The sequence below is a fragment of the Hominimerdicola alba 8 genome (assembly GCF_000178155.2).
GTDB classification, from domain to species: Bacteria; Bacillota; Clostridia; order Oscillospirales; family Ruminococcaceae; genus Hominimerdicola; species Hominimerdicola alba_C.
Map to the genome: position 1 here is coordinate 162790 of NZ_ADKM02000091.1, position 14823 is coordinate 177612.

The following is a 14823-nucleotide window of genomic DNA, read 5'->3' on the forward strand; positions in this document are numbered from 1 at the left end:
CCGAGGTTCTGCCTCGGTCTTTTCGGTTGTAAGGAGGTCAATAATATGTGCGAGATAAACAAACTTCACACAGGCGAACTCTATCTGCCTAACGACAGCGCTATCCTCGAAGAACAGGTAAGGTTCCTTGACAGACTCTATGACTATAATCACACCCGCCCCACTGAGTCAGCAAAGCGCGAAGCTATGCTGAAAGAGATGTTTGCCGAAATAGGCGAGGGCTGTTATATCGAGCCGCCTTTCCACGCAAATTTCGGCGGAAAACACTGCCATTTCGGTAAGATGGTCTATGCCAATTTCAACCTTACACTGGTGGACGACACGCATATCTACGTGGGCGATTACACAATGTTCGGACCGAACGTGGTGGTGGCATCAGCAGGACACCCGCTTAATGCGGCGCTCAGGACTGACGGCTACCAGTATAATATGCCTGTTCACATCGGAAAATGCTGCTGGATAGGCGCGGGTGTCATTATCGTACCCGGCGTGACCATCGGTGATAACGTGGTCATCGGCGCAGGCAGCGTGGTCACTAAGGATATCCCGTCAAATGTTCTTGCGTTTGGCGACCCCTGCAAAGTCCATCGTAATATAGGTGACCATGACCGCGAGTTTTACTTCAAAGACAGAAGGATACCCGATGAACTCCGCGAGAGATATCATCTGAAATAAAAATTATGACTATCCCTTTAGCACACCAACTAAAAATGCGGTAAACAAAAGGATAATTGAGCACCATACGCCAAGAACCTTAAGTTCTGTATAGCCGCTGTTTTTGTGGTGTGTCAGCGGGATAACCACAATAAAAATAGCCCGAAAGCGTGAAACATACCGCTTTCGGGCTTTTGTGTTTATAGATAATGTATTCGGCTCTCGTCAAACCTGTCCTGCTGCGGACGGCTTTCTGCGGGGTATCCCACAGGTATCACCGCGAATACCCGCATTCCTTTGGGATTTCCAAGAACTTTCTCGGCGGCAGTCATTCTGTCCTCCAGCGGTGCGGCGCACAGCCACACTCCGCCAAGTCCCTGCGCGGTTATCTCCAGCAGAATGTTCTCGGTAGCGCATGATAAGTCTATCTCTGCAAATTCGCCCCAGCGCAGTCCCTCTGTCCTGTAACAGGGGACTATCACAGCAGGTGCCCCCGCCGCACAGCCTGCATATGGGCTTATCTTTGAAAGCGCTTCTATCTTAGCCTTGTCGGTCACCACGAAAAATTCCCACGGCTGCTGATTGCCCGCTGAGGGCGCAGCCATCGCCGCTTTGAGTATCTTTGTGAGCTTTTCCTGCTCAACAGGTCTGTCCTCAAATTTTCTTATGCTGACCCTTGTGAATATCTCGTCCATGCTATATCTCCAGTCTTAGCGCCTTTACATTCATCTCGACAAACTGCGGCTTTACCGTCTTTTTCATGACTTCCTCCACCGCATCTATGTCAAAAGGCAGAACGCCCGTCTTTACAGCCTGACCCAGCATCACCATGTTTAGTGCGCGGGGCGACCCGACTTCCTTGCACGCCGCTTCGCCGTCAATAGTTTTCAGGTCGTCTACTTTCTTCGCCAGATATTCAAGCATCTCGCTGCCGTTGTAGCTGCTGCCTTTCAGCGCCGCAGTTACAGGCATTATCGGGTGTGTGTTGACTATCACCTTGCCGCCCTCTTTCAGATAAGGCAGCATGCGCACTGCTTCGGCAGGCTCGAAAGCTATCAGCAGGTCAGCAGTCTTTTCTGGGAACATCGGGCAGTAAAGCCCGTCACCCAGCCTCAAAAAACTGAAAACGCTGCCGCCTTTCTGTGCCATACCGATAGTTTCCGCGCTCATTACAGGAATATCCTGCGCCATAGCCGATGCCGCTATCAGCTTTGAGGTCAGCACTATGCCCTGTCCGCCAACGCCGCAAATAAGTATGTTATTCTGCATTTTCGCCGCCTCCTATCGCATTTACGGGACATACCTGCGAACACAGCCCGCAGCCCGTACACAGGCTTGCTTCGATAGCCGCCTTGCCGTCCTTTATCACCAGACCGGGACAGCCCAGAGAATTTATGCACTTCTTGCAGTTGATGCACTTGACGCTGTCGATGACTGCGGGTGCTTTGCCCTTTATCAGCACCGCACATGGCGACTTGAATATGATAGCCTTAACGCCCTTTTCTGCCGATACACGCTTTACGCAGTCAACAGCCGCATCAAGTTTCAGGGGATCGACCGTTTCAACAGTCTTCACGCCGATGCCCCTCAGCACAGCTTCTATGCTTACCTTGTCTACCACCTGACCCATCATCGTCCTGCCTGTACCGGGGTGCGGCTGATGACCTGTCATAGCGGTGGTCGAGTTGTCCAGCACCACAAGGGTCATGTCAGCCTGATTGTACACCGCGTTGATAACGCCTGTTATAGCCGATGCAAAGAAAGTCGAGTCGCCCACAAAAGCGAAGCAGTTAGTATCGGGTTCTATCCTGCCGATGCCCTGTGTGATGTTCACGCCTGCACCCATGCAAAGGCAGGTGTCCACCATGTCGAGGGGCATGGCGTTGCCCAGTGTGTAACAGCCGATGTCGCCGCAGAAAACGCTCTTTTTGCCTTTCATCGCCTGCTTTACCGCGAAGAACGATGCCCTGTGCGGACAGCCCGCGCACAGCACAGGCGGTCTTACAGGCAGTGGGGGAACATCTTCTGCTTTTTCCTCAGCAGTCAGTTCAACGCCCATGAACTGCGAAACAGCCCTCTTCACCGAAGCACAGGTGTTCTCGCCCGCAGGCGGTATGTGACCTGTCAGCTTGCCGATTATCTTTGTCTTAAGCCCGTATTTTCCGCATACGAATATCAGCCCGCGCTCAATTACAGGGTCGAGTTCCTCTATGCACAGCACTTCCTCAAGACCGCCGTTCGCCGTCAGGAATTCAACTGCCGCTTCCTCAGGGAACGGGAAAGGCGTGCCGACCTTGAATATCTCAGGCGAAACGCCCAGCGCCTTTACAGCTTCCATCGTGTAAGTGTAGCTTATGCCGTGTGTCGCGATGCCCCGTCTGCCGCCGTTTGCGGTAACAGGGTTCAGCCCGCTTTCGCTGAACACTTTTGAAAGACAGACATTCCTCTTCTCTATCGCGCCGTGTGCCGCAAAAGAAAGTCTTGGGAATATCACCCACTTCGAGGGGTCACGTACAAATCCCTCAGGCGCATTCTTTTTACATTCGTCCTCGTCCTTTACCTCTATGGAAGCATAGCCGTGACAGACACGGGTAGTCGGTCTGAACAATACAGGTGTGTGGTATTCCTCCGAATACTCGAACGCCTTCTGTATCATGTCATACGCTTCCTGCACCGACGACGGGTCAAAGCAGGGGAGTTTTGAGAACTCCGCGAACTTTCTGGTGTCCTGTTCTGTCTGCGACGATATCGGACCGGGGTCATCAGCCACCATAATGACCATGCCGCCCTTTACTCCGATATAAGCAAGGCTCATCAGCGGGTCAGAAGCCACGTTAAGCCCCACCTGCTTCATAGTCACCATAGTGCGCGCGCCGCTGTAAGCCGCGCCTGCGCCCAGTTCAAGCGCCGCCTTTTCGTTTACCGACCACTCAACATACAGACTGCCGTCATTACACTTAGCAGTCGTTTCCAGCACCTCCGTAGAGGGTGTACCGGGATACCCCGAGATAACATTCAGCCCCGCCGCTATCGCACCTCTTGCGATTGCCGCGTTGCCCATCAAAAATTCCTTGTGCATTTTAACACGCTCCTATTCAAAATGGGGGCTGACCACGTTCGACACAGTCAACGTTGCCCCCAATCCCCAAACATCAGCTTTGCTGATGTTGCGCTCAACCTCGGCGTGAGGGTTATCGCTTCACTCTCAAAATGCCCCTACAGGTCGTTTTGTTCGTTCCCGCGATAACGCGCCGAGGGTCGCTGTTTGCCATGACCGAAGGCTTTGCCGCGCCCTCAATATTCTGTTTAAAACTATTTATAATTGGGACAATTCCCACGTTAAACCGCGATTTTTTCGTTAATGTCAATAATTATGAATTATGAATTATGAATTATTAAACCCTCTTGAACACTGTTGCCGACAGAGGTGCGCACCTTACATATCCCGACTGTTCCTCTTCGTCGATGAAGCCGAATTCGTCCAGTCGGCGGTAAAATATGCCCCACGGCAGATTGAAATACCTCTCTTCGAGGTAAGGGTTCAGCGCTATCACGAAACATTCCTTGTCATCTTCCAGCTTCCATATCACGAAATTGTAGTCGCCCGTGTCCAAAAACTGTAAATGCTGCCCGACCTCGCCCTTGTCTGCCATTCTGAAAAGCGGACTTGAACGCCGTACCTTTATCAGCGCCTTGTAGTAGTTGAAAACACAGCGGTACTTGTTCTTTTTGTCCCATTTTATGGCGTTAGTGAAATCAGGCGCGTTGTAGCTGTCTTGACTGTATATGTTCACCTCGTTGGGACTTTCTCCCTCGTTCAGCTTTCGCGGCTTGCTCCTCAGAAAATCCTGCCCCAACTGTATGAACGGCATGCCCTGTGACAGTATTATTATCGCCGCCGCCAGCCTGTCCATCTTTATCAGGTCAGCGGGACTGTAATGGTTGCTGCCCGATATTTTCAGCTTGTCCCACAGCGTATGGTTGTCATGCGCCTCCACATAGTTGACAGCCTGTGTCGGTTCAAATGCCCAGCACGCTTCCGAAGCATCGTGAAGCTGGTGGTGCGGCACCGAACCCGCAATGCCGCGCCTCAGTATCGAAGCCGTGTTTCTGTTGCCGCTGATAAATCCCAAGTCATACGGATTGAAAGTTCCGCCCTTTACCGAGTCGCGTATGTTGTCGTTGAAAAGTCCCACTCTGCCGAAATCGTAGCTGTTCCACTTGTACGCCAGCTTGTCTGCGGGCATGGGCGACTCGCCGCCCGTCCAACCCTCACCGTACATCAACAGCTGAGGGTCTATCTTGTTCAGTTCGTCCCTGATGATGTTGACAGTTTCTATGTCGTGCAGTGCCATCAGGTCAAACCTGAAACCGTCCACCTTGTATTCGGTCGCCCAGAATTTCAGCGAATCTATCATGAATTTGCGGTACATCATGTGGTCTGAAGCAGTTTCGTTCCCGCACCCCGAACCGTTCGAGAAACTGCCGTCCCTGCGTGTGCGGTGGTAGTACTTCGGAAAAGCCTTTTCAAAGGCACTCTCCTCAGTGTAATATGTATGGTTGTATACTACATCCATTATAACGCCGATGCCGTTCTTGTGCAGTGTCATCACCAGTTCCTTGAACTCGCGTATGCGGCATTTCGGGTCAGCAGGGTCGGTGGAATACGAACCCTCTAAACAGTTGTAGTTTTTGGGGTCGTAGCCCCAGTTGTACTGCTTTTTCTCAGGGTGTGCCTCATCAACGGTAGCATAGTCAGCCACAGGCAGAAGATGCACATGTGTTATGCCCAGTTCCTTAAGATGGTCAAGACAAGTTTCCGACTTGCCGCATCGCGTCCTGCTGTGTGTAAATCCCAGAAATTTCCCGCGATGTTCAGGACAGACCCCCGAACTTTCATCAATTGAGAAATCCCTCACATGGCATTCGTAGACTATCGCCTGACAAGCATTCTCACACTTCGGCTTTTCCACCTTGTCCCAGCCCTTAGGGTCAGTGTCGGAAAAGTCTACCACAGCGCCCCTGTTTCCGTTGACACCGCAGGCTTTGGCGTATATGTCTATGGTTTCTAACCTGTTGTGGGCGTTCTCAAACTCATATGAAAAAGTGTAGAAAAGCCCGTCACAGCTGCGGAAAAGTTCAACATACCACACTCCCTTGTCCAGCTTTTCCATAGGCACCGTTTCGATGCGGTTGTCACCCTCCCCATCAAGGTAAAGATTGAGATATACCCCCGTTGCCAGCGGCGACCATGTCTTGAAGACAGTCCTGTCTTTGTTTTCACCTATGATATTAGCGCCTAAGTCATCGCCGTCATAGTAATACTTTTTGTCGATATCTGCTGCATCGTATCTCAGCAATTGGTTCACCAACTTTATAAAAAATTTATTATATGATTATCCTTTTGGCACACCGTCTGAAAATGCGGTAAACAAAAGGATAATTCAGCGTTGTATATTTTAAGTTCTGTAAAACTGCTGTTTTTGTGGTGTGTCATTCGTTATACACCTGAAAAAGGCGGTATAACAAGGCAAAACCTGTGTGCTGTTATCTCCCCGCTCAAGCACCCCCAAAAAGAACATCAGCCTATAGTTACCGCGCGCCTGTAACTGTCATACCTTAGACACCGCCAGCTGTTCGCCCTGACGCACCTTTGTTTCGCAGTTTTCTTTTGTGTTCTGTATAAGGTCAGCATCGACTTCTGCCTTGCCCTTTTCAAGCAAAAGCACTATGGTCGAGCCGCCAAACTCGAACATGCCCTTTTCTTCGCCCTGCCGTACCCTGTGATTTCCCCACGGGTGGTGATTGGTTATCTTGCCGACCATCAGCGCCCCCACTTCCATCTGTATCACATCACCGAAGAACTCAGTCCTCAGCATGCAGTATGTGCGGGAATTTTCCTTGTACACCTCCACATGGCGGTTCGCCACAGGGTTCACAGTGTTCAGGAAACCCTTTATCTCGCGGTCATGACTCTTAAGACCGCTTATGGGGTAGATGTATCTGTGGTAGTCGTCAACACTCAGCCTGATGACCAGCGCATACCCGCCCGCATACTTTTCAGCCAGCTTCTTGTCCCTCAGCAGACTGTCAACGCTGTAGACTGAGTTCTTGATAACGAAAGTCCTGGATGGTGTTATCTCGTAGGCACTCACCTTGCCGTCAGACGGTGAAACTATCTTGTGTTCGTCTTTCTCAAAGTACCTTCTGCCGGGTTTTATGCGGCGGGTGAAAAATTCATTGAATGTTGAGTACTGCTTGTCCTCATAATCAAACATGTCGATGCCGTTGCTTTCAGCGAACTGCTCGACAAATCCGCCGCTCAGCCTGCTGTTGAGAACACCTCTGCTCAGCTTGGAGAATATGGGCAGAGAAGCTATCTCCAGCACGCTCCTGCCAATAAAGCTGTCATAAGCATCATTCAGCAGTCTGTCCTGCTTTGTGGTCACTTTGTATGTGTGACCCTGTCTGTCTTTGTATTTCATGTTTATCACTCCGTTCGCATTGTTGTTTACAGCAATTGTCAGATAACAGTTTCAGAGCCGTATACTCTGCACACTGCGTTTAAGCAAACGTCCAAACCGCTCACAGTACGCTGCTGCTCCGCTCCTGTCAGTAATTATGAATATAGTTATCCCTTTGGCACACCAACACAAAGCGCTATATAACAAGGAAAAATCGTGTTGATGTTATCCTGTCCATGTCAATAATTATAAATTGTGGTTATCCCGCTGACACACCAAAATAAACGATGTTTGTTATATCGGGAACTGAATATAGTTGGCGGTTATCTTTCCCCAGCCTGCGTCGGGGGAAAGATAACCAATAATAATACGCAGTTCTTCCGTCCATGTCAATAATTATGAATTATGAATTATGAATTATGAATTATGAATTAAATAATGTGGTTCATTTTAAGGTAACTGAAAAAGATTATCAGCCCCAGCGTGAACATTATCAGCAGACCCTTGTTGCTGGGCTTGTTGACCTTTATCTTAGCCACGAACAGCGCAGATATCAGTATCAGGAAACCCTGAAAAACATAAGGGAAAATGTGCGGCGGTATGTTGTGCCTGCCGATGTACAGAAGCGGCAGTACTATGCAGACGCTCGTAACAGGCAGACCCTCGTATTCCTTGCGGTTCTCGGCAGTTTCCCGCTGACGCTCTTCTTCCATCACGTTGAAGTATCCCAGCCTTATGACCGCCGCCAGCACTATCATCAGCGAGGGTATCAGCCTCATCGGGTAGATCGTGTGGTAGTGATATCCCAGCACTGCGGGGAAAACTCCGAAGCAGACCAGATCGCACAGCGAGTCTATCTGTATTCCGAAGACCTTTTCATGGTCGGTGCGGTTCTTCATGCTTCTTGCTATCTTTCCGTCAAACAAGTCGCAGATGCCCGATGCCACAAGGCAGAAAAATGCGATGGCATCATGCCCCTCAAATACCTGTGTTATGCCGAAGACCGATGAAAGCAGTCCCACGTATGTCAGTATTACCGAATAATTGTAAAATCCTATCATGTCTTATCACTTGATCCTATCTTAAATAAATAACTTTACTCTTAATTGGGATCGTCTATCTCCCATTGCCGCCCGCTTTTGTGCTGACGGCTCATTCCGTTCTCTCAGATTATTTTCAGCAGGAAAGTCCCTGCCCGATATCGCCGCATCACCTGCGCGGCAGAGTTCTGTATCATCGATGTTCTTTCGGTATATTCAGCCGCTTGTCCGAACGCATCACCTTTATGTGCGCTATCAGCGTGACGATCCCGCCCGCTATCAGTACAGCATAGAATGTCAGCCCTCTGCTGAGAAGCAGTGCAGGCTTGACCAGCGCCGCTCCGAAAATGTTCTCAAACACCAGCAGGAAGCTGGCTTCCGTTACACCTGCCGCACCCGGCAGCGGCAGCATCTCCACCGCTATGGCTATCATTACCTGCATGGTCACTATGTCAATGAAGCTGACCCCCGACAGCCCGTAGGACTTGTACACTACCCATGTCACCGCAAACAGGCAAATCCTCTGCACAAGTGTCATGGCGAAGACTTTTGCCACCACCACAGCGTTCTCTCTTACATAAGAAGAACCTATAACATATGTATCGCAGATTCGGTTTATCTTGTCTATCCACTTGCCGTGATTTTTTTCTTTGACTATCTTCCAGTCTGTCAGCTTGTTGAGTATCGTTATGCCCGCACGCCTTGCCCAGTCGGGTTTGGTTATTATGAATGTCAGCCCCGCGATGAATGCACAGTTCAGCACAAAACCTATAACCAGCAGCCATGCAAGTCTGCCGCCGTAGTTGTATACTGCGCCGAAATTGAATATCAGCAGCAGAAGCCCCAGTATCACCAGCACCGATTTGTATGCTATGGTCACCAGCAGCATTACCAGTGTCGAGAATCCTATCTTCACACCGTCTTTTTTCATATAGTACATCTGTGCAGGCTGTCCGCCCGAAGATGACGGCGTTATGTAACTGAAAAAGAACCCGATGAACGAGTATTTAAGACAGCTTGCAAAGGGTACTTTCTGTTTGCAGACTCTCAGCGTGTAATGTATTATGCAGCTTTCGCCCGCCACAAAGCAGAATGTCAGCACCAGTCCCACAGCTATCCAGCCCATGTTGGCAGTCTTAAGGTCTTTGATTATCTCGGAAAGTTCCTGTCCCGAAAACAGCAGACGGAAAGTCAGCCACATTATAATGCCTATAAATCCCACATCAAGGATATATTTGAAGTATTTCTTTATGATCCGTTTTATTGTATCTCACCTGTCTTTTAATGTGGACACAGCAGCGTAAGAGATCCTTGTGTCCGCATCGTCTTTCTGTTCTTTATATCTGTTTTTTGTAAGCCGAAGTCTTAGCTGTAACACGCATCACGCATCGCAGGCGCTTCATCTTACCCCAAGAAGATTGCCGCCGTTGATGGCTGACAGATAGAGTATATCTATCACCAGCTGTATGATGACAGATCTCAGTACCACCTGTGTGTCCGACCAGCCCTTGTTCTTGCGGCAGTGGTCGTGCAGAGGTGTGCGTATATCCTTCATGAAGTTCTTCATCTTAAGGAAGCGTATAAAGCTGATCTTCAGCAGGCTAAGACCGCCGTCAAGTATGATGACTATGCAGGCGGGTATGAAACCGAATGGGTTGCCCGTCACAAGGAACAGCACTGCCAGCATAACGCCCAGCGCACGCGAACCCGCATCGCCCATCAGCATCGTAGACGGCGAACAGTTGAACCAGAGGTAAGCCGCCAGTGTCGCAAGCATAATAACAGGTACAAGATGTTCAAAGTTCTTGCAGACTGTCTGCGAAAGCACACCGCTTGTGATGACAAAGCCCAGCATCACCGTCATTACCAGCGAAGCACACAGCCCGTCCACACCATCGGTGCAGTTGGTCACGTTTATGGCAGTCCACACAAGCATCGCCGCCAGCGCGATGTAGATCACAGCAGGCAGATGAAAGCTGAGATGCAGAAGCGGCATCTTTACAGGCACCATGCTGTGTTCAGCAGGCACAGTTGTCGAGTACCACCACTGGTCTATGGCAGCGCCCAGCGATATCGCAAGGTCCAGCAGACCTTTCTTAAGTCGGCCCCACGGTACTTTTGAAGCGTCGTCTAAATAGCCTGTCAGCATTGCGGCGTAGATAAGCGCCAGATAGATGACATATTCAAGCGTCAGCGGGATGAACAGTGCGGCTGTCAGCGTGAACGTGGTCATGAATATCAGCCCGCACCCTCTTGCCTTGCCCTGTGAAAGTTCGCCGTTCACCGCGAACTCTCGTCCCTGGTCTTTAGGGAGTATATTGCGGAAAAATTTCAGCGCAAGAAAACTCGACCAAAAGGCAAAAGCTATCATCAAGACAATGAACAGCGAATATTTTGATATATCGCCCTCGTCAAAAAAATCAAATGTGTTACCGAAAAGCAGTTTGAAAATCATTTTCATCTTCCTTTTAAATAAAAATACTCATACATCATATATTATACTACATCTCTTGAAAAAATGCAAATTTTACAGCGTGGCATTTTGCACAAAATTTAGGCATTTGCGTGATGCGGTCGGTCTTACAGAAAATAACTGTGTATATACAGTCAGCGGTCGTGATATACACAGTTCGGGTGTGATATATACAGTCCAAAGGTCATAAACAGCGCAGAAATATGCCATTTTATGTGATAATGCACAAAAGCAAAAGCGGATTGTGCTGCATTCATTGTATATCTATACGATTATCAGCGAACTATATTGACAAAACTGTGTAAACTGTGTATACTGTATACATACAGTTAAGGCTGCAATAACAGTCATAACAGAAATAACAGTAAACAACATTAAAGAGACAGTTGTGGGGCGTGTCCCCGTAAGAAAGGAGTACATCATGAAAGCAAAGAGAATTATTATGGTATTGAGGATACTGGCGGCGTTGCTGTTCATAACAGGCATAACTAAGGTCTTTGGCGCAGGCGCTGTTTCAACTGTCTGCTTATGCAGCGGTATAGGTCTGGTGGTATTATCTAATTGGATATACCGCTTCAATAGTTGATAAGTCAGACAAAAGAGATAACATTCCCCGAAAAACGGGGCAGTAAAGGAGATGACAGAAATGAAAGACAAAAGAGTATATGCGCTGAGAGGTATCGGAGCTGTCATGCTGCTGCTGGGCATAGCAGCGGCAGTCAGGGGGAACTATTCTTCTTGTGCTTGCTTCTGCAGTTCTGCAAGCGTGATAAATGCCTCAAATATTATCAGCAGGAAGAATAAGGAAAACAACAAAGAATGACCCGTCAGCCGGTATCGGGGCTTTGCCCGTTAATGAAAGGTGATGACAGATATGAATGAGAGAAATATCAGAAAAGGTGTGACGATAGCGGCGGTGCTGGCAGTAACAGGGCTTCTGGGTCAGAAGTTTATCGAAATGTCAGAACATTTCAGCGGAGTCATGGGCGTGGTGATGTCAGCACTGATAGTATGGGTGCTTTTCGGCGTTTTCCGCAGACGCTTCATGAGATGACGGTGCTTCGGCTGATCGATGCGAGCATTGACAAAACGGACTGCATCTGTGCGTCGGCAATGGCATGAAACCTGTCGTTTGGGGATTTTGGGGCTTTTCAATGACCTCGTTTTCCATTCGCGACAAAAAATGTACCATTCGCGCAAAAAATCCACACGTTTTAATAAAATCGTACTATAATATGAATGAAGAAAGGGAAAGATATATATATCCCTTTCGGCATGAACAAAAGAAAGGATAAACAGCAAAAGGAGGCAGACAAAATGAAAGAGAGAAACATCAATAAGATTTGGTCGGCGGCACTGCTTATGATCGGTATATGCGCGATCTTTCAGGGCGTATTCGGAATGACTGATACAGAATATAAAGACATTTTTATCAGGGTCTTCGGCGTGTCTGAACTGCTTGCACTGCCTGTGCTTGCATTCACAACTGTGCTGAGGATAAAGAACAGACAGCGCTGACAAACGAGAGAACAAAAGAAAGAAGAACGCGGGGCGGATAGTATATATTACAGTGCGTTTCGGCAAGCTGGCAGTGTGTACGGCATTGTGCCGTCATATCTGCCGCAGTCGGGACAGCAGAGTTCCCCCCGACAGCAAAAGGAGATAAAAATGAAAGCTGATAAAAGACAGCTTGTGATAGTTTCATTAAAGGGCATCGCGGCGGCATTGCTGATTGCAGGTTGCTTTTTCGCGTTTAACGGCAGACTCCCTGCGGCGGACGACATCAATGGCATGGTCGCACTGACGGCGGTCTGCATGGCGGGCAGTTTTGGCGGTATCATGACCGATACGGCAGAAAATGATCTTCATCCGACAGAAAATGCAGGCAATAGCCCCATATAGTAAAAGATGAAAGCTTTGTGAGGTCTTTTCTTGTAAGGCGCACAAAAGACAGTTTAATGACAGCATTTTACTGCCCGTCAGCGGCGGGCAGATGACTAACAGGAGAATTATGATGGAAAACGAAAAGGTGCTGGAAGTCAAAGGACTTTCCAAGCAATACAAAAAGGGCGTGTACGCTTCCGAGAAAGTCACGTTCGATGTACACAGGGGCGAGATATTCGCTCTTATAGGACCAAACGGTGCAGGCAAGACCACCACTATACGCATGATATCGACCCTTTTACAGGCAACTGAGGGCGATGCTGTGGTAAGCGGTCACAGTATACTGACCGAACCCGAAAAGGTCAGAAAGAGTATCACCTACCTGCCCGATGAAGCAGGCGCTTATAAGAACATGAAAGGTATCGACTACCTTAAATTCATGGCTGAACTCTATGCCGATAACAAGTCGCAGGCTGAGGAATATGTCAAAACAGGCAGAGAGATATGCGAACTAGGTGACAGGCTCAACGATAAGATAGCCAGCTATTCGCGAGGCATGCAGAGAAAACTTCTGCTGGCAAGGGCGATAATGTCAAAGCCCGACCTCGCCATTCTCGATGAACCGACCAGCGGTCTTGATATAATAAATGCGCTTGAGATAAGGCGTATGATAAAACAGCTGGCGGCAGAGGGCATGAGTTTCCTGCTCTCTTCCCACAACATGCTGGAGATAGAATATGTTTCCGACAGAGTAGGCATAATCGCAAAAGGACATCTGCTGGAAACAGGCACTCCCGCCGAACTGATAGAAAAGTACAAGGCAGACAACCTCGAAGATGTATTTGAACTTGTCGTTATGAAGAAAGATATCAAGTAGGGGGAGAGCAGCATGAAATTTCGTACATTATTTTTGAAAGAACTGCGCGAGATGCTCAGTTCCCAGACTATCCTTATGATGATAGTGTCGGTCGTCATACTTTCCTTTGCGGGTCAGGCTATGAGCAATGCCGTCGAGGACAATGCCGAAACAATGATGGATATAAACATCTGTGACCTTGATGATACCGAGTTCACACACAATATGATAAAGTGCCTTACAGCCAATATAAACGCTCTTGACGGCGAAGTCAATACGGTGGATATAACTTCCGATAACTACGCCGAAGAACTGAAAAAAGCTAATGTGAAGAGCGTGGTCATAATCCCGGAGGGCTTTACCGAAAGTGTTGAGAAGAGCGAAGCGGCAACGGTCAAATTCGTTCAGCGGCTCAATTCGCTGGCAACTTTGTCGAATATGAATGCAGGTTCACAGGTGGCTGTTGACTATCTGTCAAGTGCGGTAAAGGAAGTCGTTTACAGCACAAAAGTGGCAAACGGCAAGCTGACAAGCAGTGAGGTGTCATTCCTCAACGAACCATTAAAGCTGGAAGAATCAACAGTAGTTGCTGATAAGAGCGAGGACATCTCAGCGAGCATAGTTATGTCGCTCTGCTCTGCACAGGGCATGATAGTGCCGATAATGATGTTTGTACTGGTCATGATGTCTTCTAATATGATACTCAATGCAGTCAGCACCGAGAAGATAGACAAAACACTGGAAACTCTGCTCTCTGCCCCCATATCAAGGCTCTCGGTCATCGCCGCGAAGATGCTCTCGGCTGCGGTGGTCGCAGCGATGCAGGCGGCTGTCTATATGATAGGCGCAAAGAATATGATGAACGGCGTGCTTGACAATGTCAGCGGTGAGAGCGGCTACAGCGAAGCGCTGAATAATCTGGGACTTACGATGGACGCTTCACAGTATGTGCTGGTCGGCTTGCAGATGTTCCTGTCAATACTCATAGCACTTTCGGTATCGCTGATACTCGGCGTGCTGGCAAGGGACGCAAAAAGCGCACAGACGCTCACACTGCCCATCATGATGTGTACTATGATACCTTATATGCTGTCGATGTTCGTTGATATAAAAACAATGTCGCCTGCGGTAAGGTATATCGTCTACGCGATACCTTTTACTCACTCCTTCATGGCATCTGAGAACGCTATGTTCGGCAATACGGGCGTATATGTCGGCGGACTCATCTATCAGGTGATATTCTTAGCAGTCTGCATGTTCCTCGCACTGAGGATATTCATGAGTGACAGGATATTCACCATGTCTATCGGCGGAAGAAGAGCAAAAACAGGCGGCGAAGCATCTCAGTAACAGCTACAGATAAAGACAGAAAAGCTATAGTGTAAAAAAGCGCATGTCATCGGCGGGCGACAGCACAGCGATATGAAAAGAAACTCAAATCAAACGGAAGAT

16 protein-coding genes are annotated in these 14823 nt (G+C 48.6%); 8 read left to right on the forward strand and 8 right to left on the reverse strand.

What is annotated here, in order from left to right; all coding sequences use genetic code 11:
- Positions 1-45 precede the first annotated feature (45 nt).
- A complete protein-coding gene (locus tag CUS_RS10975) occupies positions 46-675 on the forward strand; it encodes a sugar O-acetyltransferase (protein WP_002850482.1) in 630 nt (209 codons plus the stop codon).
- 179 nt (positions 676-854) lie between these two features.
- Here CUS_RS10975 and CUS_RS10980 read toward each other — a convergent pair whose 3' ends face one another.
- The 8 genes from CUS_RS10980 to CUS_RS11015 all read right to left on the reverse strand — a co-directional run bounded on the left by CUS_RS10980 (position 855) and on the right by CUS_RS11015 (position 10613).
- Entirely contained in the window at positions 855-1349 is a 495-nt protein-coding gene (locus CUS_RS10980; RefSeq protein WP_002850506.1) for a nitroreductase family protein, read from the reverse strand.
- 1 nt (position 1350) lies between these two features.
- A complete protein-coding gene (locus tag CUS_RS10985; protein WP_002850676.1) occupies positions 1351-1923 on the reverse strand; it encodes an indolepyruvate oxidoreductase subunit beta in 573 nt (190 codons plus the stop codon).
- A complete protein-coding gene (gene iorA, locus CUS_RS10990) occupies positions 1913-3733 on the reverse strand; it encodes an indolepyruvate ferredoxin oxidoreductase subunit alpha (protein WP_002850538.1) in 1821 nt (606 codons plus the stop codon). The genes CUS_RS10985 and iorA overlap by 11 nt, the downstream gene beginning before the upstream one ends.
- Positions 3734-4049: 316 nt before the next feature.
- Positions 4050-6014 (reverse strand): type I pullulanase, encoded by a 1965-nt coding sequence (gene pulA / locus CUS_RS10995; RefSeq protein ID WP_002850669.1) that lies wholly within the window; start codon positions 6012-6014, stop codon positions 4050-4052.
- 252 nt (positions 6015-6266) lie between these two features.
- Complete coding sequence (locus tag CUS_RS11000; protein WP_002850464.1) at positions 6267-7139, reverse strand: phosphatidylserine decarboxylase; 873 nt, start codon at positions 7137-7139, stop codon at positions 6267-6269.
- Between the two features lie 410 nt (positions 7140-7549).
- Positions 7550-8179: a CDP-alcohol phosphatidyltransferase family protein gene (locus tag CUS_RS11005; protein ID WP_002850706.1), complete on the reverse strand. Its 630-nt coding sequence runs from the start codon at positions 8177-8179 to the stop codon at positions 7550-7552.
- Positions 8180-8351: 172 nt separating this feature from the next.
- Complete coding sequence (locus tag CUS_RS11010) at positions 8352-9380, reverse strand: lysylphosphatidylglycerol synthase transmembrane domain-containing protein (RefSeq protein ID WP_002850504.1); 1029 nt, start codon at positions 9378-9380, stop codon at positions 8352-8354.
- A 177-nt stretch (positions 9381-9557) separates the two neighbouring features.
- Positions 9558-10613 (reverse strand): phospho-N-acetylmuramoyl-pentapeptide-transferase, encoded by a 1056-nt coding sequence (locus CUS_RS11015; protein WP_002850684.1) that lies wholly within the window; start codon positions 10611-10613, stop codon positions 9558-9560.
- 439 nt (positions 10614-11052) lie between these two features.
- Between CUS_RS11015 and CUS_RS19830 the strand changes: the two genes are divergently transcribed.
- From CUS_RS19830 to CUS_RS11040, 7 genes are all read left to right on the forward strand, one after another.
- The gene (locus CUS_RS19830) at positions 11053-11217 is read left to right on the forward strand and encodes a hypothetical protein (protein ID WP_002850469.1); all 165 of its coding nucleotides are present in this window, start codon (positions 11053-11055) and stop codon (positions 11215-11217) included.
- 60 nt (positions 11218-11277) lie between these two features.
- Complete coding sequence (locus CUS_RS20075; protein ID WP_002850688.1) at positions 11278-11454, forward strand: hypothetical protein; 177 nt, start codon at positions 11278-11280, stop codon at positions 11452-11454.
- 51 nt (positions 11455-11505) lie between these two features.
- Complete coding sequence (locus tag CUS_RS11020; RefSeq protein WP_002850589.1) at positions 11506-11685, forward strand: hypothetical protein; 180 nt, start codon at positions 11506-11508, stop codon at positions 11683-11685.
- Positions 11686-11948: 263 nt separating this feature from the next.
- The gene (locus tag CUS_RS11025) at positions 11949-12149 is read left to right on the forward strand and encodes a hypothetical protein (RefSeq protein ID WP_002850450.1); all 201 of its coding nucleotides are present in this window, start codon (positions 11949-11951) and stop codon (positions 12147-12149) included.
- Between the two features lie 150 nt (positions 12150-12299).
- The gene (locus CUS_RS11030) at positions 12300-12533 is read left to right on the forward strand and encodes a hypothetical protein (RefSeq protein ID WP_037277107.1); all 234 of its coding nucleotides are present in this window, start codon (positions 12300-12302) and stop codon (positions 12531-12533) included.
- A gap of 112 nt (positions 12534-12645) precedes the next feature.
- Positions 12646-13392 (forward strand): ABC transporter ATP-binding protein, encoded by a 747-nt coding sequence (locus CUS_RS11035; protein ID WP_002850633.1) that lies wholly within the window; start codon positions 12646-12648, stop codon positions 13390-13392.
- A 12-nt stretch (positions 13393-13404) separates the two neighbouring features.
- The gene (locus CUS_RS11040; RefSeq protein ID WP_002850471.1) at positions 13405-14721 is read left to right on the forward strand and encodes an ABC transporter permease; all 1317 of its coding nucleotides are present in this window, start codon (positions 13405-13407) and stop codon (positions 14719-14721) included.
- Positions 14722-14823 lie beyond the last annotated feature (102 nt).

What these genes read in the sequence shown, in the direction of transcription:
- CUS_RS10975 (WP_002850482.1), top strand. Translation starts at nt 46, where the DNA reads ATGTGCGAGATAAACAAACTTCACACAGGCGAACTCTATCTGCCTAAC.
- CUS_RS10980 (WP_002850506.1), bottom strand. Translation starts at nt 1,349, where the DNA reads ATGGACGAGATATTCACAAGGGTCAGCATAAGAAAATTTGAGGACAGA.
- CUS_RS10985 (WP_002850676.1), bottom strand. Translation starts at nt 1,923, where the DNA reads ATGCAGAATAACATACTTATTTGCGGCGTTGGCGGACAGGGCATAGTG.
- iorA (WP_002850538.1), bottom strand. Translation starts at nt 3,733, where the DNA reads ATGCACAAGGAATTTTTGATGGGCAACGCGGCAATCGCAAGAGGTGCG.
- CUS_RS11000 (WP_002850464.1), bottom strand. Translation starts at nt 7,139, where the DNA reads ATGAAATACAAAGACAGACAGGGTCACACATACAAAGTGACCACAAAG.
- CUS_RS11005 (WP_002850706.1), bottom strand. Translation starts at nt 8,179, where the DNA reads ATGATAGGATTTTACAATTATTCGGTAATACTGACATACGTGGGACTG.
- CUS_RS11015 (WP_002850684.1), bottom strand. Translation starts at nt 10,613, where the DNA reads ATGATTTTCAAACTGCTTTTCGGTAACACATTTGATTTTTTTGACGAG.
- CUS_RS19830 (WP_002850469.1), top strand. Translation starts at nt 11,053, where the DNA reads ATGAAAGCAAAGAGAATTATTATGGTATTGAGGATACTGGCGGCGTTG.
- CUS_RS20075 (WP_002850688.1), top strand. Translation starts at nt 11,278, where the DNA reads ATGAAAGACAAAAGAGTATATGCGCTGAGAGGTATCGGAGCTGTCATG.
- CUS_RS11020 (WP_002850589.1), top strand. Translation starts at nt 11,506, where the DNA reads ATGAATGAGAGAAATATCAGAAAAGGTGTGACGATAGCGGCGGTGCTG.
- CUS_RS11025 (WP_002850450.1), top strand. Translation starts at nt 11,949, where the DNA reads ATGAAAGAGAGAAACATCAATAAGATTTGGTCGGCGGCACTGCTTATG.
- CUS_RS11030 (WP_037277107.1), top strand. Translation starts at nt 12,300, where the DNA reads ATGAAAGCTGATAAAAGACAGCTTGTGATAGTTTCATTAAAGGGCATC.
- CUS_RS11035 (WP_002850633.1), top strand. Translation starts at nt 12,646, where the DNA reads ATGGAAAACGAAAAGGTGCTGGAAGTCAAAGGACTTTCCAAGCAATAC.
- CUS_RS11040 (WP_002850471.1), top strand. Translation starts at nt 13,405, where the DNA reads ATGAAATTTCGTACATTATTTTTGAAAGAACTGCGCGAGATGCTCAGT.